Source organism: Xanthomarina sp. F1114 (assembly GCF_026410255.1).
Lineage (GTDB): Bacteria > Bacteroidota > Bacteroidia > Flavobacteriales > Flavobacteriaceae > Xanthomarina.
Genome location: NZ_JAPMLL010000013.1, coordinates 63,806 through 85,504 on the forward strand (window position 1 = coordinate 63,806; position 21,699 = coordinate 85,504).

Genomic DNA, 21,699 nt, shown 5'->3' on the forward strand with positions numbered 1-21,699 from the left:
ATTATGAAATCGTTTACAATTACAGAATTTATTAGACTAATAGTTCTCTCGTTAATACTTCTTTGGGGGTTTTTTCTTTTAAAACCTTTTATAGGAATTTTTACCTGGGGAATAATTTTGGCAGTTGCTTTATTTCCACTTTTTCAAAAGCTTCAAAATGTATTTGGTGAGAAACATAAAAAGAAAGCTACTTTTATTTTTACCATTATTGCCGTGGCCTTATTAATTGTACCCACCTATATGATGGTGGACTCTTTGTTTTCCAATTTAAAAGATACTTTTACAGCCATTCAGAATAATGAATTAAAAATTACACCTCCCACTGAAAAAGTAAAAGACTGGCCAGTTATTGGAGAACGTGTTTATGATAATTGGAACTCTCTTTCAGAAAATTCAAAAACATATGCCATTGAACATAAAGACTATTTATTAGAAAAAGGAGGTAATGTTTTTAAACAATTTACAGGACTTATAGGTACGGTTTTATCTTTTTTATTATCGTTTATAATTGCGGTTGTGTTTATGTCTAATTCCAAAGGAGCATTCGAATCTTCTAATCTTTTTGTTAACAAACTTGTGGGCGGAAACAAAGGTGTTGATATGTTACTAATGGGAAGAGATACAATAAGAAATGTAGTAAAAGGTATCTTGTTTGTAGCTATCATACAAGCTTTTCTTTGCTTTATAGGTTTTAAACTAATGGGGATTCCTGGTCCGGCCATTTTTGCTTTTATAGTAATGATAGCTGCCATTGTTCAGCTTCCAGTTACTATTGTTGTAATACCAACAATACTTATTGCTTATTCAACTTCAGATAGCACATTAGCTGCTACTGTGTTTACAGTCTATATTGTTATTGTATCTTTATTAGATAATGTTTTAAAGCCTGTTTTATTATCAAAAGGCTTAAAAACACCTATGGTTTTAATAATACTTGGAGCCTTGGGAGGGATGCTGTTACATGGAATAATTGGTATCTTTATTGGAACCGTTCTACTATCTGTTTTACACCAATTATATTCTGCCTGGGTAACTAGTAAAGAAGAGATTGTTTTAGCCGAATAATTTTTTCTGAAATAAAATTATATTAAATAGAACCATATTTAGGTGTTTCAAGACATGAATATGGTTTTTTTTATTACTTTTAAAAAAATATAACCTACTTAAAATGAATAAAATTCTATTAGTTTTCTTTTTGTTTCAATTTCAGTTTATTGTTAGTCAGGAAGTTATTATTAATGACAGTTTGAGTATTGAGTTTTTAAAAACAAAAAAGACCTCAAAGAATTTTAATACACGTTCTAATGTAAAAGTTAAAGGAAATCAATCCAAACGCATTCTAACCAGATGTAAGGTTAAAGCCTTGTACGATCAACCTGTAGATATTAATGCCTTTAGTTTGGTAGATACTATAAATAAAATGAGATATCGTATCAACGAATATATAGGCTATCAAGCTGTTTCTGTATTTGGGTCCGGTTATACCAGTAAAATGTATCTTAAAAAGAATTTAAAAAATAGGAAAGGAAAGCCTTATAAAGGCATTCCTGAATATGATAAAAGCGTCAAAGATAGTTTTGAAGATTTTATTTTTGAAGGTTATACCAATATAGAAGTTCCACTCAGGTTTGGAACCAATAGATCACTTGCGGGAGAATTTTCCGGAAAAAAAAAGGAGATCATTTCAACCGTATATTATTCACCTACACAATTGGACCAGTTTACGGCTGAAATATATTTTATAGTTCACAATTCCTTTCCTGAAAGCCATTTAGAACTGTATTATGGAAAACAACTTATTTCTGAGATAGAAACAGACTAAAGAAGAGCTTAGCGGTTGGAGGATAAGATAATGTCAATGCTAGCTAAAACCCACTAGAATGAACTAAATTATATGACAAAAAAAATACTCATCCGGGATGAGTATTTTTTATAATTTACAGGTGTTTTTTTATAATCTGAGATTCCTGCTTTCCTGTCTACCTAAAGGCTGATGCAGAAACTTATTAGCTATTCAGCATTACTGGCATTACAAGCATTGTTACTCGTTCCCCTTCATCTAAACCATCTGTTGGAGTTAAAATACCAGCTCTATTTGGTAAGCTCATTTCCAACTGTACTTCATCTGAAGTTAGATTGTTCAACATTTCTGTTAAGAAACGAGAGTTAAAGCCAATTTGCATGTCGTCTCCCTGGTAATCACAAGTTAAACGCTCTTCAGCTTTGTTGCTATAATCGATATCTTCGGCCGAAATATTTAATTCTGCTCCAGCAATTTTCAATCGGATTTGATGTGTGGTTTTGTTTGAGAAAATACTCACACGACGAACAGAGTTTAAAAACTGTGTTCTGTCTATAACCAGTTTATTTGGATTCTCTTTAGGAATTACGGCTTCGTAATTAGGGTATTTCCCATCAATTAAACGACAAATTAATACAATGTTTTCGAAAGTGAATTTTGCGTTAGAATCGTTGTATTCAATATTTACTTCCTCATCACTGGCAGCTAAAATTCCTTTTAAAAGATTTAAAGGTTTTTTAGGCATAATGAATTCTGTGGTTTGACTAGCCGAAATATCCTCTCTTGAATATTTAACCAATTTATGAGCATCTGTTGCCACAAAAGTTAAACCTTCAGTAGAAAACTGAAAAAAGACACCACTCATTACAGGGCGTAAATCGTCGTTTCCAGCAGCAAAAATAGTTTTGCTTATAGCTGTTGCCAAAATGTCTCCAGTTATGGTTGTTGAGGTTGCATCTTCTAAAGAAACAGCTTTGGGAAATTCGTTGCCATCGGCGTAAGCTAAAGCATATTTACCGTGGTTAGAGCTAATTTCTATGGTATTATTATCTTCTACAACAAAAGTTAAAGGTTGCTCCGGGAACGTCTTTAGCGTATCTAAAAGTAATCTTGCAGGAACTGCAATACTACCAGTATTATCACTTTCTACTTCTAATTTTGAAGACATAGTAGTCTCCAAGTCGCTGGCAGAAATAATGAGTTCTGTATGGTCTAATTCGAATAAGAAATTATCTAAAATAGGAAGCGTATTCGAGTTGTTTATAACACCTCCAAGAACTTGTAGCTGTTTAAGTAAATAGGTGCTTGATACTATAAATTTCATGTATATTAAGTTCGTTTAATTACTATTACAAATATATCGTTTAGCTCTTAAAATAGGAAACAAACTTATTAACAAATCATTCCATTAAAAAGGCGGTTCTACAGGTGATTTTTTAATTCTATTTTGCGTATTTCTTCTTTCTGTAAAAGTTGAATAAATATCCGAAAACGCCTAGTATTACTAAGGGTAACAGAATATTAATTAATTGCCATTTTGTTTTTTCTGAAGCAGCTTTCTTATAATCTAAGAAGGATACAACAATTTCTTTAGAACGAATGTTTATAAGTCCATTATCGTCTAATAGGTAATTTACGGCATTCAATAAAAATTCTTTATTACCATAGAGTTGTCCAGAACCCCGATCGAAACCTAATTCAATAGGCCCATTTTTGCCCAATTCATTCTTAATAACATCGCCGTCAGCAATCACAATCATTTTAGTGGGTTTGCTTTTGTTTCTTTCTTTTGAAAGCGAAAAAGGCTTCACACGATTGTTGTAAACTGAGGTAAATTCGCCTTCCAACAAAACAGCTAAGTTTTGATGCGGATTTTTATATACATTAGGATCTGGCTCTTCAGAAGTCATTTCTAGACTAATCTCTCGTGGTGTGCCATCAATTTTTGAAAGAATAGAGCTTTTAAGAAGAATGGTCTTTTTTATATCGTTTTTTAAAGTGTCTATCTGATTGGCAAAATCAAATTTCACTAAATTTAAATTATTGACTATAGGATGGTGACTTTCCGGATTAACTAGAGGCGAATAAAACCAGGGAAATTGCTGAAAACGCGCTTCACTGCCTTCGCCAATAGCTAGTGTTATTGGTGCAGAATAGAGGTCGTTTACCAACACGGGGTTAATTCTAACACCGTATTTAAAAAAGAAATCGGTTAGATTTAAATCTCGTCCAATGGCTATGCTTTTTCCAGTGCTATAAAGACTGTCCTTTTCCATAGCAACAGCATCTATTAACCAGAGGCTTTTACCTCCAGCCATAGTAAATTGATCTAAAACCAGTTTTTCATTTTCTGTAAAGGCTTCGGTTGGTTTAGCAGAAACTATTAAATCGAAATCTTTTAACTGATCTAAAGTTTGTTGAGGCTTATTTGCAACGCTGTCTAAAGTAAAAGGAGCCAGGTTATAGTATTCTGAAACTGTTTTAAGAAAATCTTCAATATAGCGTCCTTTTAACTCGCCATTCCCAATTAAGAAAGCAATTTTTTTGTTTCTTGGATTAATTAATTTACTAAATCCATCCGCAAAGGCATATTCTAAATGTTGTACGGAATGGTTGACTAACTCTTGTTGCGTAGCTCCAATCTTATTTTTTACTAAAGGAATTTTCACCGTTATATCATTATAACTGGCTAATGCCCATGGAAAAATAACAGCTTGACTACTTTTTCCTTTTTCTTCAACAGTTAATTGCATGGGAGTTAAGCCACGCTCGTTAAGTTTTTGAATATTGGCTTCTCTGTTTTTTTCGTCCGCTATGGGATTAATAAAATGAAAAACAATATTTTTATTATGCGCTGAGAATTCTTCAAGAATTTGCTTTGTTTCTGTTTTAAGACGTCTAAACTCTGAAGGAAAATCTTCTCCTTCCAAAAATACATCTATAATAATTGGAGATTGAACTTCGTCTATAATTCCTAAAGCAGATTCGCTAATGGTATAGCGTTTATCTGAAGTTAAATCGTAACGCCCATAATAATTATTGCTAACCGTATTAAGAGCAAATAAACCTATAAATAGTCCAATTAAAACCAGAGATTCTTTTTTCTGAAGTCCTTTGGTTGTAATCCGTTTACTGGTAAGAAAAATAAAGAATATGGTGATGCTTAAAAAGTATATTATATCGCGAGTATCCAAAACGCCACGACTCATACTTTTATAATGCGCATTCATTCCTAGTTGCTCTATAAACGAGCTAGAGAGTATGTCTGCAATTCCTTCAAAACCTGTATAAAATATAATACATAGAAATACGGCAACTATAAAAGACACTATTTGGTTATCTGATAAGGTTGAAGCAAAAACCCCTATAGAAGTATAAGCTGCCACCAAAAACAATAATCCAAAATACGAGCCTAGCGTGCTGCCCATATCAATGTTTCCTACGGGACTTCCTAATTGATAAACTGTATATACGTATAAAAGTGTTGGAATTAAGGCAATTAAAATTAAAATAAAAGCGCCTAAATATTTCCCTAAAACAATATTGATTAAAGAAATGGGTTTTGTAACTAAAAGCTCTAGAGTTCCTTGTTTTTTCTCATCGCTAAAACTACGCATAGTAACTGCAGGAATCAGGAAGTTTAAAACCCAGGGTGCTAAAAGAAAAAATAAAGATAAATCGGCAAAACCACTATCTATAATATTGAATTCTCCTTTAAAAAGCCATAAAATCAAACCATTTAATAAAAGAAACAGAGCAATAACCAAATAGCCAATTGGCGAGGCAAAAAATGAGTTGATTTCTTTTCTTAATATAGCAAACATTTATTTTAGGTATTAGGTATTAGGTATTAGGTATTAGGTATTAGTGAGAGTTTTAGGTTAATTGTTTATAATATTTTTAATTAATTTACTTTTCAATATCTCGACCATTTAGCTTTCTTAATTCTTAATTCTTAATTCTTAATTCTTAATTCTTAATTCTTAATTCTTAATTCTTAATTCTTAATTCTTAATTTATTGAAGTGAAACCAATTTATCCACGCTCCAAGCTTCTGGTTTGGCATTAAAAAGTGGTTTTGTTTTGCTCCACACATTTTTAAATAATTGGGAATGTCTGTAAGCTTCTAAATCGGCTTCTTTATCCCAGTAACTATAGGTAAAAAATATATTAGTATTTGTTTTATCTCTGTACAACTCTAAAAAACGACAGCCTTCAAAGTTTCGTATCTTTTCTTTGTTTAAATTAAAATTAGCTAGAAACTCAGTGATGTGTTTTTCTTCAAAACTCATTTTAACAATTCGTACAAACATAGGGTTTTTAGTTTTTTTTATTTATAAACTTAACACTTACAGCGTCTAATATATCTAAACCTAATAGGGTAGATGCACTCCCAGAAGTTTTACTATTGCTTTTATAAACGGCAATTTCTAAATAGTTAGAAGAGTTAAAAACAACTAATTTTTTTCCTTCGTCATTTCTTTTTTCAACGGGAGTTTCAAAATTAACTACATCGCTATATTTGGAGTAAATTTCCTTAAATATATATTGTCTTGCTGAAATTTTAAAATCTCGACCTTTTTGAATTTTTGTAAAAAAGTCTTTTTTAATATTGGTAATAACATTTCCATAATTATCAATATAAATCACACTCCCAACAATTTGGGTTTGTTCGTCGTTTATATATGGGATAATATTTCTGATAGGTTTAATAGATCCTATAGTTTTTCCTATTACATCCAGAGTCCCACCTCTAGCTATATGGCATGCTACTTTAACAAAGACTTCTAAAGCTGGAAATTTGGTTTCAATATGGTCGTGGATATTAATTTCTACAATTTGTTCCGGAGTAATTTCGGAACAAATCATACTCATTATACCATTGTTTGCACAAATAAAATAATGGTCGTCTAGCTTTATGGCAATATGCTTATTTTCTTCATTTATTTCAGAATCTATTCCAATAATATGGATGGTTCCTTTTGGAAAACTGCTGTAAGCATTTTGAATAATATAAGCAGCTTCGGGAATGTTGAAAGGAGATACCGAATGTGAGATATCAACAATTTTTACATCTGGTAATTCGCTATAGATTGCTCCTTTTACGGCGCCAGCAAAGTGATCTTTCTCTCCAAAATCTGTAGTTAGGGTTATGATTGGCATGAATTAATTGTTGATATTTTTTTAACAAAACTCACGTGAAAATTGTGTAGCTTTGTTTAAGCACAAATCTAATAAATCTTAATTGATTAATTTTAATTAAATCACACAGCTTTTGAACGAAATCATAATCGAACTTGAAGAAGTTTCTCCAAAAGAATTTTTTGGAGCACAAAACGCCAATATTGAATTATTAAAAAAATACTTTCCAAAACTTAAAATTGTTGCCAGAGGAACTAAAATCAAAGCTTATGGCGACGAAGATCTTCTAGAGGAATTTGATAGACGTTTTAATATGCTCATGGAGCATTATATAAAATACAATAAATTAGATGAAAACGTTATAGAACGTGTTCTTACTAGTCAGAGTAAAGCTGATTACGCAACTAGTGAAGCCAGTGGTGCCACTATTGTTCATGGAGTTAATGGACGTTTAATTAAGGCTCAAACTGCTAATCAACGTAAATTGGTAGAGCTTATGCGTAAAAATGATATGGTTTTTGCCATTGGACCAGCCGGAACAGGAAAAACTTATACAGGCGTTGCTTTAGCCGTTCAAGCTTTAAAAAATAAAGAGGTAAAACGTATTATTTTAACCCGTCCAGCAGTAGAAGCAGGCGAAAATTTAGGGTTTTTACCTGGTGATTTAAAAGAAAAACTGGATCCGTATATGCAACCATTGTACGATGCCTTACGCGATATGATTCCTCCTGAAAAGCTAACACATTATATAGAAAACGGTACAATTCAAATTGCTCCTCTAGCTTTTATGCGTGGTCGAACTTTAGATAATGCTTTTGTTATTTTAGACGAAGGACAAAATACCACCCATGCCCAAATGAAAATGTTTTTAACTAGAATGGGAAAAAATGCTAAGTTTTTATTAACGGGAGATCCGGGACAAGTAGATTTACCAAGAAGAACTATTTCTGGATTAAAAGAAGCTTTACTTATTTTGAAAAATGTAGAAGGCGTAGGAATTGTGTTTTTAGACGATAAAGATGTCATTCGTCATAAATTAGTCAAAAAAGTTATTGAAGCTTATAGAAGTATAGAATCTGAAGCCTAAAAGAATTTGAATTTAGTTTAAAATTCAATCCCTTCGATACCAATTAAAATTTATAAAAGTATTTAAAGCCAGTTTTTAACTGGCTTTTCCTTTTTAAGTGTGTTTCTGTTTTAGCTGAAAATCAGAGTGTTATTCTACTTCTCTAATAGTTCTATAATATTTTCCAAAAACCATATAACTTATTTTGTGAGAAGTTTCCGAGGTTTGTGATGTAATCATAAAACAAAACAAAATGAAAAATTTATTTTTAGTAGCTATTATATTAGGATTCAGTCCAATTTTTGCCCAGCAAACAGATGTAGACGTCACTCCAGATAACTCTTGGTTAAAGGTGGGATTAACTGCTGGTATACCAGTAGGAGATGCTAGCGATGTTTCCTCATTTGCTTTAGGAGCAGATGTAAGAGGACAATATTTATTTAATCCCAATATAGCCATTGGTGTAGCTTCTGGTTATACAAATTACTTTGGAAAAGATGATTTTGACGATTTTGGTATTGTTCCTTTAGCTGGATTCTTCCGTTATTATTTTACACCCGACGGATTGTTTTTAGGGACTGATGTTGGATATGGATTTTTAACAAACGTTGACAATAATGAAGGTGGATTGTATGTAAATCCGCAAATTGGATACCATAATAGAGATTGGAATTTCTACGCTTACTATCAAAACACTTTTGCAGAAAACGAGGTGGATTTGCAAAACGTAGGAGTAGGAGTTACGTATAACATTAGATTTAAATAATTAAAAATTAATTTTATTAAGACCCAAAAAGGAGAAACAGGCGTTTCTCCTTTTTTTTATTTAGATTTTTTTGGCGATAGTTAACAAATCAAATTACATTTGTAAAATAAACAATAGCTTACTTCTAATGAACACCATAACAGATACCAATTTTAATTTTCCAAACCAAAAGAGTCTTTATAAAGGAAAAGTAAGAGAGGTTTATAATATTAACGATGAGCAATTGGTAATGATTGCCACCGATAGACTTTCAGCTTTTGATGTTGTCATGCCAAAAGGCATTCCTTATAAAGGTCAAATCTTAAATCAGATTGCTACAAAAATGATGAAAGCTACAGAAGATTTAGTACCAAATTGGCTCTTGGCAACGCCAGATCCTAATGTGGCAGTAGGTTATTTATGCCAACCTTTTAAGGTAGAAATGGTTATTCGAGGCTATATGTCTGGGCATGCAGCCAGAGAATATAAAGCGGGTAAACGTTTGCTTTGTGGTGTTGAGATGCCAGAAGGAATGAGGGAAAATGACAAATTCCCACAACCAATTATTACTCCGGCTACAAAAGCTGACATGGGAGACCATGACGAAGATATTTCGCGTGAAGATATTCTTAAAAAAGGTATTGTTTCTGAATCTGATTATGTGGTTTTAGAAGATTATACACGCAAATTATTCCAGAGAGGATCAGAAATAGCAGCTTCAAGAGGCTTGATTTTAGTAGATACCAAATACGAATTCGGGAAAACAAAAGATGGAAAAATTGTCTTAATTGATGAAATTCACACCCCAGATTCTTCTCGTTATTTTTATGCAGATGGTTATCAAGAACGTCAAGATAAAGGCGAAGATCAAAAACAGCTTTCTAAAGAGTTTGTGCGTCAATGGTTGATTTCTAATGGGTTTCAAGGTTTGGAAGGACAAACAGTTCCAGAAATGACAGATGCATATATTGCAACAGTAAGTGAACGCTATATAGAGTTATACGAAAATATTACCGGAGAGACTTTTGTAAAAGCAGATGTTTCTGAAATTCAAAATAGGATTGAACAGAATGTTCTGGATTATTTAAATAAATAGATATTTAGAGTTCACATATAAAATAAAAGACCTTGGATTTCCAAGGTCTTTTATTTTTGAAATTTTACAATTTTTAAGAATTAATTTGATCTTCAATTTCTGATTGTATTTGACGCAGTCTTTGCTTTAATTCACTAGATATTTTGTTAGGAAAATCTTTTAGTTTTTTAAGTTTTAGAGATAACATGGCATTGAAAAGGCCTAATATTATTAGTGCCATTCCAACCCAAATTACAGCTGTCATTCCTGCAAATGCAGGATTCCAAAGTAGGATAAAAGAAAAAATAACACCAAGAACTCCTAAGGTCAGTAAAAATCCCCAATCAGTTATTCCATAGCTTCTTAAATCTATGGAATAACTGATGGCGCCAATCGATCTAAAGAGTACTATAAATCCAATATAAAGAGCTAAGGTTAATGCCGAAATATCAGGGTTCATTATTAAAAGTAATCCAATTAAAGCAGTCATAATACCTAAGGCTAAAGACCAGCCCCAGTTTTCAATTTCATCTTTATTAGAAATGGAAAAAATAACTTCGCTCATTCCAGAGAAAAGAAAAGATAAGCTAAAGAATATAGTTAGGGCAGCAAAAGAAACTTGAGGAGACATAATGCTGTAAATACCTAGAGCTATAAAAATAACTCCAATAATTAAAGGAAGATACCAGTGTTTAATTGAAGTTTGAACAGTTTTAATAAATTGATTTCTCATTGGTTAGTAGTTTTTTAAGTGATTAGTAATATTAAATATACACAATATTTCTTCTTAATTGCATAAAAGCAAAATTGAACCCCAAGAAATTGAAATAATTAAGAACTTGATTTAAAAAAAAAATATAGCACCAATAAGAACCTGTTATGGCTTTGGTTGATTTTAATATAAATATATCTTTCTTAGGATATCTTCATGCAACATTAATTAGATACATATTTTTATAAATTCGCTACGCATTTCGTTTGCTTTTAATACATTTATGGAACTTTAAAAACACTATGGAACTACTCAACCAACTTATTTCCGACTTTGCTTCCTTAGTTTGGGGCTTACCTTTATTAATTCTTCTAATTGGTGGTGGATTGTATTTATTAATACTTTCTAGATTTCTCCCATTTAGGTATTTAGGTCATGCGTTTCAGGTGTTACGAGGAAAATATGATAACCCAGATGATGCTGGTGAAATAAGTCATTTCCAAGCTCTAACTACAGCTTTGTCCTCTACTATTGGGATGGGGAATATTGCTGGGGTGGCGGTAGCTATATCTATTGGAGGACCTGGAGCCGTATTTTGGATGTGGGTGAGTGCGGTAATTGGTATGAGTACAAAATTTTTCACTTCTACTTTAGCTATTATGTATCGAGGGAAAGATAGTCATGGACATATTCAAGGTGGTCCCATGTATTTTATTATGGAAGGTTTGGGGAAAAAGTGGAAACCTATGGCTGTATTTTTTAGTTTATGTGGATTAGTAGGAGCTTTGCCGGTTTTTAATGTAAATCAATTAACCCAGGCTGTTAATGATATTCTATTGGAGCCAAATGGTTTTGAAGTAGGCTTTTATTCCAATTTAGTTATAGGAATTGTTTTAGTAAGTATTACCTCGATTGTTATTCTTGGAGGTTTAAATAGAATTAGTAAAGTGGCCTCTAAAATGGTTCCAAGCATGGTTTTATTATATTTTGTTTTAGTGTTATTTATTCTAATTGTCAATTTTGATGTGGTACCCAAATACTTTCTAATGATTTTTACAGATGCTTTTGCAGCTAATAATTTTAAGGGAGATTCTTTTTTAGGAGGACTTGTGGGAGGATTAATTCTTTTAGGGGTTAGACGTGGTGCTTTTTCAAACGAGGCTGGAATTGGAACAGCTCCCATGGCTCACGGAGCAGCAAAAACTAATGAACCTGTACGTGAAGGCTTGGTTGCCATGTTAGGACCAGCCATCGATACCTTAGTGGTTTGTACTTTAACAGCTTTAGCCATTTTGGTTACTGGGGTTTGGCAAACTACAGATGCTAACGGGGTAAGTTTAACAGCGTCTGCGTTTGCAACTGCTATGCCTGGAATAGGGAAGTATCTTTTGCTAATTTGTATTGCTGTGTTTAGTATTTCGTCTTTATTTTCATTTTCTTACTATGGTTCTAAATGTATGTCCTTTTTATTTGGAGAAGACAGAAAGCACTATTATAATTATATTTATATAGCTAGTATTATTATGGGGGCAACAACCTCTTTAGCAATGATGATTAATTTGATTGATGGCTTTTTTGCCTTGATGGCTATTCCAACTATGACAGCCACTTTAATTATGGCACCACGAGTTGTTAAAGAATTTAAAGCCTATAAAAAGCGGACTTTTAAATAGCAAAAAAAAAGTCGCAACCTAAATTGCGACTTTCTCATTGAAATAAAATTTAACTTTTCTTCAATAATATTTTTTCATTGGTAAATTGAAAAGCTTCGTCTAAAAACTCCATCATTAATGGCCAATCGGCATTATCTTCATAATTGTTTTTATATTGTTTTGTAGTAGTAATAATTATTTGATTACCTTCAATAGTTGCACTACTTATAAACGCACCTGTTTTATTTTCAATTGATTTATTCAATTTTTCTAATCCAGAAACCGAATAACCTTCGGGAATATTTACCGTAATATTATAGTTATAGCTTCTTGGATAATTCATATAAATATTTTCTACGCGCTTACGGTCTTCATCTGTTAAATCTACTTGTCCGCCAATAAACTTACCCACTTCCAGAATGTAATTAGGACCTGCTTTTTTTATAAATTGATCTGAAGTATTAAAACTTTCGTTATAAGTAAAATAGGTATCAAAACCATATCGTCCTGTTTCTTCAATAGAAAAGGTATAATCTGTAACATCTTCAATGTCTAATTCCGATGCTACACTTTCTTTTAGGTTTTCTGATTGCTTTTCACGTAATTTTACAACCAAAGCATCAAGTTCTTTCTTTGTTTTAGCGCGTGATTTTTTGTTTCTAATTTGTTCAATAAACGGTTCGGTTTCATATTTTTCATAATCTTCAACTACATAATCCTTAAACATAAGTTTGTCAAATTGATGGCCTACTTTTTCGTAGCCTTTGTACTTATTGATTCCTTGATAATTAAAACCTGAAAAGTCATCGTTTAAGCTAATTGTTACTTCTTTATAAGACTCGTTTTGGTCGTAGCTAGTCTGTGGTAGTTTTCCAGTTGTAATTTGATCTAAACGTTTCTTTTTAGCTGATAGCTCGTACACATCGGTGCCTTCCATTAAATAATTAAACTGATTAACATCTGAGTGAATTTTAAAATTATCTAAATACACCGGAGGACTTGTGTTTACTCTAAGTAAAATATTGGCATTTTTCTGAATTAGTAACTCGTTTAAATCCCCGTCGTAACGTTTTTTACCAACTATCACGTCGTAATCATATTTAAAATCATAGAGAAAAGCCATAAAGTGTCTTACAAAGTACTGATCATTTCTAAATAAATGTGGGTTGGTTTTTGTGGCTATAAATGGGTTGGCTAAAATTTCGGCTTCATTTACAATAATAGCTTCAACATACTGAGTTAAAAACTTATGACGCGCAAAATAATATACGGCAATTACTTTTTCGCGCTCACTTTCAAAATTATTATCTTTTATAAAACGCTCTATAGAACCTAAATCTCCAAGGGGTGTATATTTTTCGTAATAATCTAAAACCTCTTCTTTAGAAACAGTTTTTTTTATGATATCTTCTTTCTCTGGAAGAAAGGCTAAAGCACGATCCTCAAATTTTCCAGATCTTGCAAAATACACCTGAAACTTATAGGTAGGAAGTTCTACCAACGGATAAAACCAGCGTTCGTATTTGTGTTTTTCAATATTGTTAGCAACTAACTCATAACGTCGTGTATTATTCTTTTTAACAGGGATTTCAGTAAGTTCCGGTGCTCCATTATAAGAATTGAAATTAATGAAAAAATCGTTTTCTGTTTGGAAGTATAATTTGTAATCCATAATTGGATACTCTTCCCCAAGGGTTTGTTCTACCGGTTCGAAACCAAAAGCTTGAATAGATTTAAACGGTTCTACGCTGTAATAATAGAAGTCCAGAATATCGCCTATTTCTAAATTGGCAATAGCTATTTTAGTTTCGCCATCTACTTCCACAGCTTCTTTTTCAATATCGACAATAGTTTCGGTACCGTCTTGTTTAACTACTTTAAGTCCTACAATAGCGTGAGAAGCCTTGTAGCCAGAATAACCTTTAGATGAGCTAAATCTTTTTTGATAAGTAAAGGTTGAAAACTCCGTTACCGAGGCTTGATCTAGTAGTTTAATTCGCTTGCGTAATGAAGATTTATATTCCACACGTTTCCCAAACTTATGAAAATCGTAGTTTTCATTTTTATAAATAATTACAGCCGATTCATTTTGCCATTTTTCAGGAATATCAACAGCGTTTTTATAATTATCGTTTTCTCCCCAAAAAAAATCTTGTGCTTCAATTTCTAATTTAGATTGTGAGATAAGTAGGGTAGGATATGCGATTAAGCATATAAATAGGAGTTTGAGTTTCATTCGTTTCTTATTGTTTTATTAGTGTAATCTGTTCGTTGTAAATGGTATTTAAGTTTTTTATAAAACCATTCCATTCATTAAATTCTGTTTTGTTAATAACGTTTTTCGTGATTTCAAAATCCTTTTTATAAACAATTTTATTATCTATTTCTGTAAATGAAACTTTTAAATTAAAGTTGTCGTTAGCAAGTGAAATATCTTCTGGAAGACTACCAATTTTATAGCCATCAGGAATATCTAAAGTAGTTGTAGATTGTAAATGTTTTTTATAGTCAAAAACAAAATCGGTGTTTCGTTTTTCAAAATTATAACCAGACAATTCCTTGTCTAAATCTAAATCAATATAAATGGTGTCGTCAAAAGATGAAACAGCATTGTTAATAGTAATCCTATAATCAATATTAATAGGAATTTCTCTATCTCTTAAATTGGATGTGGAAATATCTTCAACTTTAGTATTAGAATCACCTCCATTTAAATACCATAATAAAAACTTGTCTTTTTTATCTGTTTGCAATTGATTTAAATATTGTAATAAACTCGAGCGACTTTCACCTCTAAATGTTTTAGAAACCGTTCCGCTTAATTGCTCATTCTCCAAACTTAATTGGTAATTTACCGTTTCTTTATTAAAATCGGCATCTACTTTAGGCACGACATTTAGTATAAATTCATCTCCATTTTCAATTAATACTTGTTTGCCTTGAATTCTATTAGCATATTCTTTATAGGCATTAAATTTCTCCGTACCGTCTAAATAAACTGGTTCGTTATTATTGTAGAGGGTGCAAATCATGTGGTTGTCTACAGACAGGCTAGGCGTCGAATAATCGTAAGCAATACGGTTAGTTCCAATCCATGTTAAACGAGCATCAAAACCTGCTTCTATAAGCATTTGTTTGGTAAGGTTGGCCATTCCTTTACAATCGCCATAACGTTTTTTAAAAACGCTAGAAGCTTCATCTGGTTTAAAACCGGCTATACCATCTACAAAAGCGATATAACGAATATTGTCTTGAACCCAGTAATAGATGTTTTTTATTTTCTCTTCGTCTGTTGTGGCGTCCTGGGTTAACTCTATTACTTTAGCTTGTAAATCGGTATTGTCATTTTCTAAACTATTAACCAGAGTTTTATACCAATTATATAAATCTTGAGTAGACTCAAAAATATTGGTTTTTTCACCATCATAAGTGTAAGATTTTGCTAATACTAAGATATGAGGATAAATATATGTTGGTCCGGGAGAGCTGGTGTCGTCAAACATTGCAGCTGCATTTTCTAAAGTAAATGTATGCGTTTTAGAATTGTTTTTAGAATCGGACTTTAAGGTTTTATTAATGGCAAAACCATTAAAATTCATTTCTTTTAATTCTAAATCTAACCAATTAGGAATATCTATTGTGAAGGTTTTTTTTACCGTTGGATAGTCATCGTTAAAATACAAACTAGTAAAGTATTTTATATCCTTATAGCGTTTAATTATTTCAACTTGGTATTTATAACCTTTTAGAGGAAAGGCTAAATTTGTGTATTTAACACGAGAGTCGTTATGAAATAAATCGTCACTTTTTATAGCTTCATCCTGGATATAGGAATCAGTATCTCGATTGGTTTTATATTTAATTTTAAAAGATTCAATTTCAGATTCGCCATTATAAAAGGAATACACCTGAATATTTGCCCTAGAGTCTAAGTTTATCAGGTTTTGAGTAATTTCTTCTACGACTTCAATTTTCTTTGTTCTTTTATTATATTCAAAACTTATATGATAGTTTTCACTTTCCGAAGCAACATGGTCATCAGGAAATGCTTCTTTTAGACTTTCTGCTAATTTTATTTCTTCGGGAGTTGGTTCTGTGTTTTTCTGAGCATTTGTAAAAAGGGAACAAGCTAGTATGATTAGAACTGTTAGGTAGTTTTTTATCATGAAATGGGGTTTAGATGGCTAATATATAAATTTTGTTAAAATTTTAACAATTTTTTTTGACAGTCTTTGTTTTGATTCTGTTGGACATTGTTTTATCTTTTCAACATAATAAATTTTAGTTATGAGTAACTACCACATAAAACATTTAGAAGAGTATTATCAGGTATATAGAAAGTCTGTTCGCGAACCAGAAAACTTTTGGGAGGAAGTAGCCGAAGAGCACTTTTTATGGCGAAAAAAATGGGATAAAGTGTTGAGTTGGGATTTTTCTAAGCCAGAAATAAAATGGTTTGAAGGTGCTAAACTCAATATTACCGAAAACTGTATAGATAGACATTTAGCAACTCGTGGCGATAAAACAGCTATTTTATTCGAACCAAATAACCCCGAGGAGCCTGCTGAACATATTACGTATAAGCAGCTTTACGAACGGGTAAACAAAATGGCTAATGTGCTAAAAGATCAAGGCATTAAAAAAGGAGATCGTGTTTGTATCTATGTTCCTATGATTCCTGAATTAGCTATTGCCGTTTTGGCTTGTGCCAGAATTGGAGCTATCCATTCTGTCGTGTTTGCTGGATTCTCTTCAACTGCTTTGTCAACCAGAATAAACGATTCCGATTGTAAAATGGTAATTGCAGCAGATGGATCTTTTCGAGGCAATAAAACTATCGATTTAAAAGGAATTGTAGATGAAGCTTTAGAATCTTGTCCTGGAATTGAAAGTGTGCTAGTTGTTAAACGAATTGACAGCGATATTAATATGAAAGAAGGTCGTGACAAATGGTTACAACCTTTATTAGATAAGGCGTCAACCGAATGTCCAGCTGAAATTATGGATGCAGAAGACCCCTTATTTATTCTATATACGTCTGGATCTACCGGACAGCCAAAAGGGATGGTTCATACTACGGCAGGTTATATGGTTTATACGGGATACTCTTTTAAAAACGCGTTTCAGTATCGGGAAAATGATGTGTATTGGTGTACGGCAGATATTGGTTGGATAACCGGACACAGTTATATTATTTACGGACCTCTGGCAAATGGTGCCACTTCTGTTTTGTTTGAAGGAGTACCACATTATCCAGATTTTGGACGCTTTTGGGACATCATAGATAAGCACCAAGTCAATCAATTTTATACGGCGCCAACAGCCATTCGTGCATTGGCAAAACAAGGTTCGGAGTTAGTTGAAAAATTCGATTTATCCTCCATTAAAGTGTTGGGCTCTGTAGGCGAACCTATTAATGAAGAAGCCTGGCATTGGTATAATGATATCGTTGGAAAAAACAAAAGTCCTATTATTGATACCTGGTGGCAAACCGAAACAGGAGCGATCATGATTACGCCTATTCCTTTTGTTACACCTACCAAACCAACCTATGCAACCTTACCATTTATTGGAGTACAACCTGCATTAATTAGTGAAACAGGTGAAGAATTAAAAGGAAACCAGGTAGAGGGAAGATTATGTATAAAATTTCCTTGGCCAAGTATGGCAAGAACTATTTGGAGAAACCATAAACGCTATAAAGAAACCTATTTTTCAACCTATAAAGATATGTACTTTACAGGCGATGGTGCGTTGAGAGATGAAGTGGGATATTATAGAATTACGGGCCGTGTGGACGATGTAATTATTGTTTCAGGACATAATTTAGGTACGGCACCAATTGAAGATGCTGTTAACGAACATCCAGCAGTGGCCGAAAGTGCTATTGTAGGTTTTCCGCACGACATTAAAGGAACTGCTTTATATGGCTATGTAACTTTAAAAGAAGCAGGAGAAGGAAGAATTCACGATAATGTGAGAAAAGAAATTAATCAACTTATTACGGATAGAATTGGACCAATTGCCAAATTAGATAAAATACAATTTACTCAAGGGCTGCCAAAAACGAGATCTGGGAAAATTATGCGACGAATTTTAAGAAAGATTGCAGAAAAAGATACTTCAAATTTAGGAGATACTAGCACCCTATTAAATCCAGAATGCGTTCAGAATATTATTGACGAAGCTTTATAAATTAATAGGGCCTAATAATTTACAAATCCCAATAAGCAATTTTTACAACTGCTTATTGGGATTTCTGTTTTAGACTCTTTTTTTAATACTTACTGTAAACCAGGGATATTTACCATTTCATCAGCATCAATATCATAATCTACTTCATCATAATTAAAACCAAATAGATTAAAAAACTCGGTTTTATATCCTTCTAAATCACCAATAGTAGGAAGTGTTTCAGTGGTTGCTTGTTCCCATAATTCCGAAACTTTTTCCTGAACATCGGCACGCATTTCCCAATCGTCAATTCGTATTCTACCTTCAGAATCTGTAGGGGTGTTTTCAAGGAATAGCCTTTCTGTATACAATCTATGTATTTGTTCTATACAACCTTCTTGCAGTCCTTTTTCTTTCATTACTTTATACAATAATGAAATGTATAGAGGAATAACCGGAATAGCAGAACTTGATTGTGTTACAAGTGCTTTGTTAACTGAAACGTAGGCTTTTCCACCAATATCTTTTAATGAGTCTGTGATGGTAAAGGCTGTATTTTCTAGATGGTCTTTTGCTTTGCCAATAGTTCCTTTTCTGTAAACAGCTTCAGTAAGTTGTGGTCCAATATAAGAGTAGGCCACTGTTTTAAAATTAGAGGCAAGTAGGTTTTCTTTTTTTAATTTATCTATCCACATTTTCCAATCTTCACCACCCATTACAGCAACTGTATTTTCAATATCATCTTCGGTAGAAGGTTCAATACTAATAGTATTTACTTTTCCTGTATGAAAATCTACAGTTTTGTTTGTATATGTATTCCCTATTGGCTTTAATGTTGATTTGTGTCGGATTCCAGTTATAGGATGAGTGCGAACCGGAGAAGCAAGACTGTATACAACCAGGTCAATTTGCCCAAGATCTTCCTTAATTAATTCTATTGTTTTCTCCTTTATTTCATCTGAAAAAGCATCTCCATTTATACTTTTAGCATAAATTCCTTCTTTATGAGCTTCTTTCTCAAAAGCAGCTGTATTATACCATCCAGAGGAGGCTGTTCTGCCTTCTAATGGAGGTTTTTCAAAAAACACTCCTATTGTAGATGCATTGGAACCAAAAGCACTAGTAATTCTAGACGCTAAACCAAACCCAGTTGAGGCTCCAATTACTAATACTTTTTTTGGACCATCAATTTTTCCTTTTGATTTTATATAATTAATTTGATTTAATACACTTCTTTCGCAACCTTTTGGATGAGAGGTTATGCAAATAAATCCACGAGTTTTAGGTTCTATTATCATTTTGCTTGGTTTTTGTGTTCTAAGAAAGATTTTCTCTGTAATCTATAAGTCTATTCTTTGTTAGATATTGATAAACTCTGTACTTCTTCTCTAGAAGTCTTATTCTTTGCTAAAGTAGCAACTACTTACTTCTCATCAAAAAAGAATCTTAAAAAACTATTACAATCCATATGCTTCTTATTAGCGCTTGGTTATTTTATTAGAATAAGGAATGCTATTTACTTAAGTGTTTTTTATAAAAAGCTTTTTATTCCAGGTTAAGATCATTATCGACCAAATGATAAAACAGATGATTGTAACATTTAAATTTTTGCTTATTAATAAGGCGTGAATTGCTGCAGCCACTAAAATTGAATTTGTTTTAGTGGTAGCAAAGCCTATAATAAAAGAAACAATTATAGAAAGCATTAAAAACACGTGAAAACCTCCCCATTGTTCAAAGTTATCGAAGATTAAGAAATGCCAGAAAGACCACAATATACCGGTTATTGTATATTTTATTGCTAAATGCTTTGGTTGTATTAAATCGTTTAGATATCCTCGCCAAAAAGATTCTTCCAAAACATCATATATCAAGGTTAAAGACACAAAGATTAAGGCCCATAAATGTGGATTAATTTCATATTTATTAGAAATACCTACTATGGCATAAGAAACTAATAAAATAAGGCTAAAAACAATACTTCTGACTTTGTTATTGCCTAAAAAGTTAGTTTTTCGCTCAGTTTTAAAAAAGGCATATCCTACAATAGCTGTCAAAAGTAAGGCAAATCCGTGATTCCAGTTAAATGGAATTTTGAAGTTAAAAATTAGGACTCCTAATGCCTGAATTCCATTAGGAAACTTAATTATGATAAAAGTTAATAACAGAGCAAGTCCGTAAATAAATAGAGTTATTCTTAAATAAGAAGGAATTTTATTTAAACTTTTATCCATTAAATCTAGCTGTATAAATGTGATTGATTACTACTTATTTTCAATAAAATTGAAATAAAAGATAGGCACTTATATTTTGGATAATTCATTATCGGAGCAATAAGTTATCCGTAAAAATTGAGAATAGAAGTTTTATCCAAGCTTTAGCACATGCTTGTTTTTATAAAGTAAGTAAACTGTTATTCTTAGAATTTACTTTTAATAAAAACAAAACAAACTCTAAGAACCTTTGTATGTTGGCTCACCGTCTTTAGACAAGGTTGAAGTAGCTGTATTAAATTTGTACTGCTGGTTTGTATAAATACCATCTTCAGACTGTATTAAAATAATAGAAGATATTTTATTCTGAGGTAAGAATAACTCGCATTTAGATTCGTCATCGTTAAAAATAACGAATGCGCTAAGTATGGTTTCACTTTCTTCTTGATTAATAGGATCTAATCTTTTTCCTACCTTAAAAACTTGAACACAATCTTGTTTTAATTCGCTCCATGTTTGTCCTGCAGCTGTTAAACAGCCATGAGAATCCTTGTCTCCTCCAATTCCAGATTCGGAGGTTTTGTTGTTTGCATTGTTGTCTTTACAAGAAATCATGGTAAGTAAGCTAAAAGTTAAAATTAGTAAGTGTTTCATATTCGTCTTTTAAATGTGATTTTTTTTAATTTTCTAAAATTATAATATTTTTATATAATAATAAGAATATTAACAAATTTGTAATTAAAAGTTAACTTTTACACTCTGAATTACTTTTTTTCTGCACGACTTAATTTTTTAACAATAGCTGTTGTACTATTGTCTGCATACATGCCATAGGCGTTTACTACAACGCCTTTCATATTATATTTTAGAGAAGAGATGGCATAAACTATCATCTCGTCTCCTGGATCTGTCATGCCTTCAAACCTATGGATTTCATCAATCTCAAAATCGTCTGGAGAAAGATGAACAGAGGTTTTGTGGCATACCAAACATTCTTTGTCGCTCATTAATGCAAAATTAGTGGTATAACCTCTTTGCATCAAGTCGTTTGTAGCTTCACTAACGGTATCATAACTTTTCTGTTTCATGATCTTATGTTTTTAATTAATATTTTAAATA

General features: G+C 32.2%; 18 protein-coding genes. 7 read left to right on the forward strand and 11 right to left on the reverse strand.

All coding sequences use genetic code 11. The features are described 5' to 3' along the window. Window positions 1–3 precede the first annotated feature (3 nt). Both OS188_RS11690 and OS188_RS11695 read left to right on the forward strand, forming a co-directional pair. Entirely contained in the window at window positions 4–1,065 is a 1,062-nt protein-coding gene (locus tag OS188_RS11690; RefSeq protein ID WP_267149025.1) for an AI-2E family transporter, read from the forward strand. Window positions 1,066–1,168: 103 nt separating this feature from the next. Then, window positions 1,169–1,822, forward strand: coding sequence for a hypothetical protein (locus OS188_RS11695; protein ID WP_267149026.1), 654 nt, complete (start codon window positions 1,169–1,171; stop codon window positions 1,820–1,822). 184 nt (window positions 1,823–2,006) lie between these two features. Here the strand turns inward: OS188_RS11695 and dnaN are convergent, their stop codons facing one another. The 4 genes from dnaN to OS188_RS11715 all read right to left on the reverse strand — a co-directional run bounded on the left by dnaN (window position 2,007) and on the right by OS188_RS11715 (window position 6,964). Continuing rightward, the gene (gene dnaN / locus OS188_RS11700) at window positions 2,007–3,125 is read right to left on the reverse strand and encodes a DNA polymerase III subunit beta (protein ID WP_267149027.1); all 1,119 of its coding nucleotides are present in this window, start codon (window positions 3,123–3,125) and stop codon (window positions 2,007–2,009) included. A 118-nt stretch (window positions 3,126–3,243) separates the two neighbouring features. After that, window positions 3,244–5,625 carry a gliding motility-associated ABC transporter substrate-binding protein GldG gene (gene gldG, locus OS188_RS11705; RefSeq protein ID WP_267149028.1) on the reverse strand — a complete coding sequence of 794 codons (2,382 nt, stop codon included), beginning with the start codon at window positions 5,623–5,625 and terminating at the stop codon, window positions 3,244–3,246. A 192-nt stretch (window positions 5,626–5,817) separates the two neighbouring features. Then, on the reverse strand, window positions 5,818–6,114 hold the full coding sequence (locus OS188_RS11710) for a putative quinol monooxygenase (protein ID WP_267149029.1): 297 nt from the start codon (window positions 6,112–6,114) through the stop codon (window positions 5,818–5,820). Between the two features lie 7 nt (window positions 6,115–6,121). Then, complete coding sequence (locus OS188_RS11715; RefSeq protein ID WP_267149030.1) at window positions 6,122–6,964, reverse strand: SAM hydrolase/SAM-dependent halogenase family protein; 843 nt, start codon at window positions 6,962–6,964, stop codon at window positions 6,122–6,124. 112 nt (window positions 6,965–7,076) lie between these two features. Here OS188_RS11715 and OS188_RS11720 point away from each other — a divergent pair, with 112 nt between their 5' ends. From OS188_RS11720 to OS188_RS11730, 3 genes are all read left to right on the forward strand, one after another. Then, window positions 7,077–8,030 carry a PhoH family protein gene (locus OS188_RS11720; protein ID WP_267149031.1) on the forward strand — a complete coding sequence of 318 codons (954 nt, stop codon included), beginning with the start codon at window positions 7,077–7,079 and terminating at the stop codon, window positions 8,028–8,030. Between the two features lie 232 nt (window positions 8,031–8,262). Continuing rightward, on the forward strand, window positions 8,263–8,775 hold the full coding sequence (locus OS188_RS11725; protein WP_267149032.1) for a hypothetical protein: 513 nt from the start codon (window positions 8,263–8,265) through the stop codon (window positions 8,773–8,775). Between the two features lie 127 nt (window positions 8,776–8,902). Then, complete coding sequence (locus tag OS188_RS11730) at window positions 8,903–9,850, forward strand: phosphoribosylaminoimidazolesuccinocarboxamide synthase (protein ID WP_267149033.1); 948 nt, start codon at window positions 8,903–8,905, stop codon at window positions 9,848–9,850. Window positions 9,851–9,923: 73 nt separating this feature from the next. Here the strand turns inward: OS188_RS11730 and OS188_RS11735 are convergent, their stop codons facing one another. Further along, window positions 9,924–10,562 (reverse strand): HdeD family acid-resistance protein, encoded by a 639-nt coding sequence (locus OS188_RS11735; RefSeq protein WP_267149034.1) that lies wholly within the window; start codon window positions 10,560–10,562, stop codon window positions 9,924–9,926. A gap of 281 nt (window positions 10,563–10,843) precedes the next feature. Here OS188_RS11735 and OS188_RS11740 point away from each other — a divergent pair, with 281 nt between their 5' ends. Then, window positions 10,844–12,214 carry an alanine/glycine:cation symporter family protein gene (locus OS188_RS11740; RefSeq protein ID WP_267149035.1) on the forward strand — a complete coding sequence of 457 codons (1,371 nt, stop codon included), beginning with the start codon at window positions 10,844–10,846 and terminating at the stop codon, window positions 12,212–12,214. Between the two features lie 49 nt (window positions 12,215–12,263). Here the strand turns inward: OS188_RS11740 and OS188_RS11745 are convergent, their stop codons facing one another. Then, window positions 12,264–14,429, reverse strand: a complete 2,166-nt coding sequence (locus tag OS188_RS11745) for a DUF3858 domain-containing protein (protein ID WP_267149036.1) — start codon at window positions 14,427–14,429, stop codon at window positions 12,264–12,266. A 7-nt stretch (window positions 14,430–14,436) separates the two neighbouring features. Continuing rightward, window positions 14,437–16,359, reverse strand: coding sequence for a transglutaminase domain-containing protein (locus OS188_RS11750; protein ID WP_267149037.1), 1,923 nt, complete (start codon window positions 16,357–16,359; stop codon window positions 14,437–14,439). A gap of 121 nt (window positions 16,360–16,480) precedes the next feature. Between OS188_RS11750 and acs the strand changes: the two genes are divergently transcribed. Beyond that, complete coding sequence (gene acs / locus OS188_RS11755; RefSeq protein ID WP_267149038.1) at window positions 16,481–18,388, forward strand: acetate--CoA ligase; 1,908 nt, start codon at window positions 16,481–16,483, stop codon at window positions 18,386–18,388. An 89-nt stretch (window positions 18,389–18,477) separates the two neighbouring features. Here the strand turns inward: acs and fabV are convergent, their stop codons facing one another. The 4 genes from fabV to OS188_RS11775 all read right to left on the reverse strand — a co-directional run bounded on the left by fabV (window position 18,478) and on the right by OS188_RS11775 (window position 21,668). Next, window positions 18,478–19,665: an enoyl-ACP reductase FabV gene (gene fabV / locus OS188_RS11760; protein ID WP_267149039.1), complete on the reverse strand. Its 1,188-nt coding sequence runs from the start codon at window positions 19,663–19,665 to the stop codon at window positions 18,478–18,480. A 222-nt stretch (window positions 19,666–19,887) separates the two neighbouring features. Continuing rightward, window positions 19,888–20,601: a CPBP family intramembrane glutamic endopeptidase gene (locus OS188_RS11765; RefSeq protein ID WP_267149040.1), complete on the reverse strand. Its 714-nt coding sequence runs from the start codon at window positions 20,599–20,601 to the stop codon at window positions 19,888–19,890. Window positions 20,602–20,820: 219 nt separating this feature from the next. Continuing rightward, complete coding sequence (locus OS188_RS11770; protein WP_267149041.1) at window positions 20,821–21,234, reverse strand: hypothetical protein; 414 nt, start codon at window positions 21,232–21,234, stop codon at window positions 20,821–20,823. 110 nt (window positions 21,235–21,344) lie between these two features. Further along, on the reverse strand, window positions 21,345–21,668 hold the full coding sequence (locus OS188_RS11775; RefSeq protein WP_267149042.1) for a class II glutamine amidotransferase domain-containing protein: 324 nt from the start codon (window positions 21,666–21,668) through the stop codon (window positions 21,345–21,347). Window positions 21,669–21,699 lie beyond the last annotated feature (31 nt).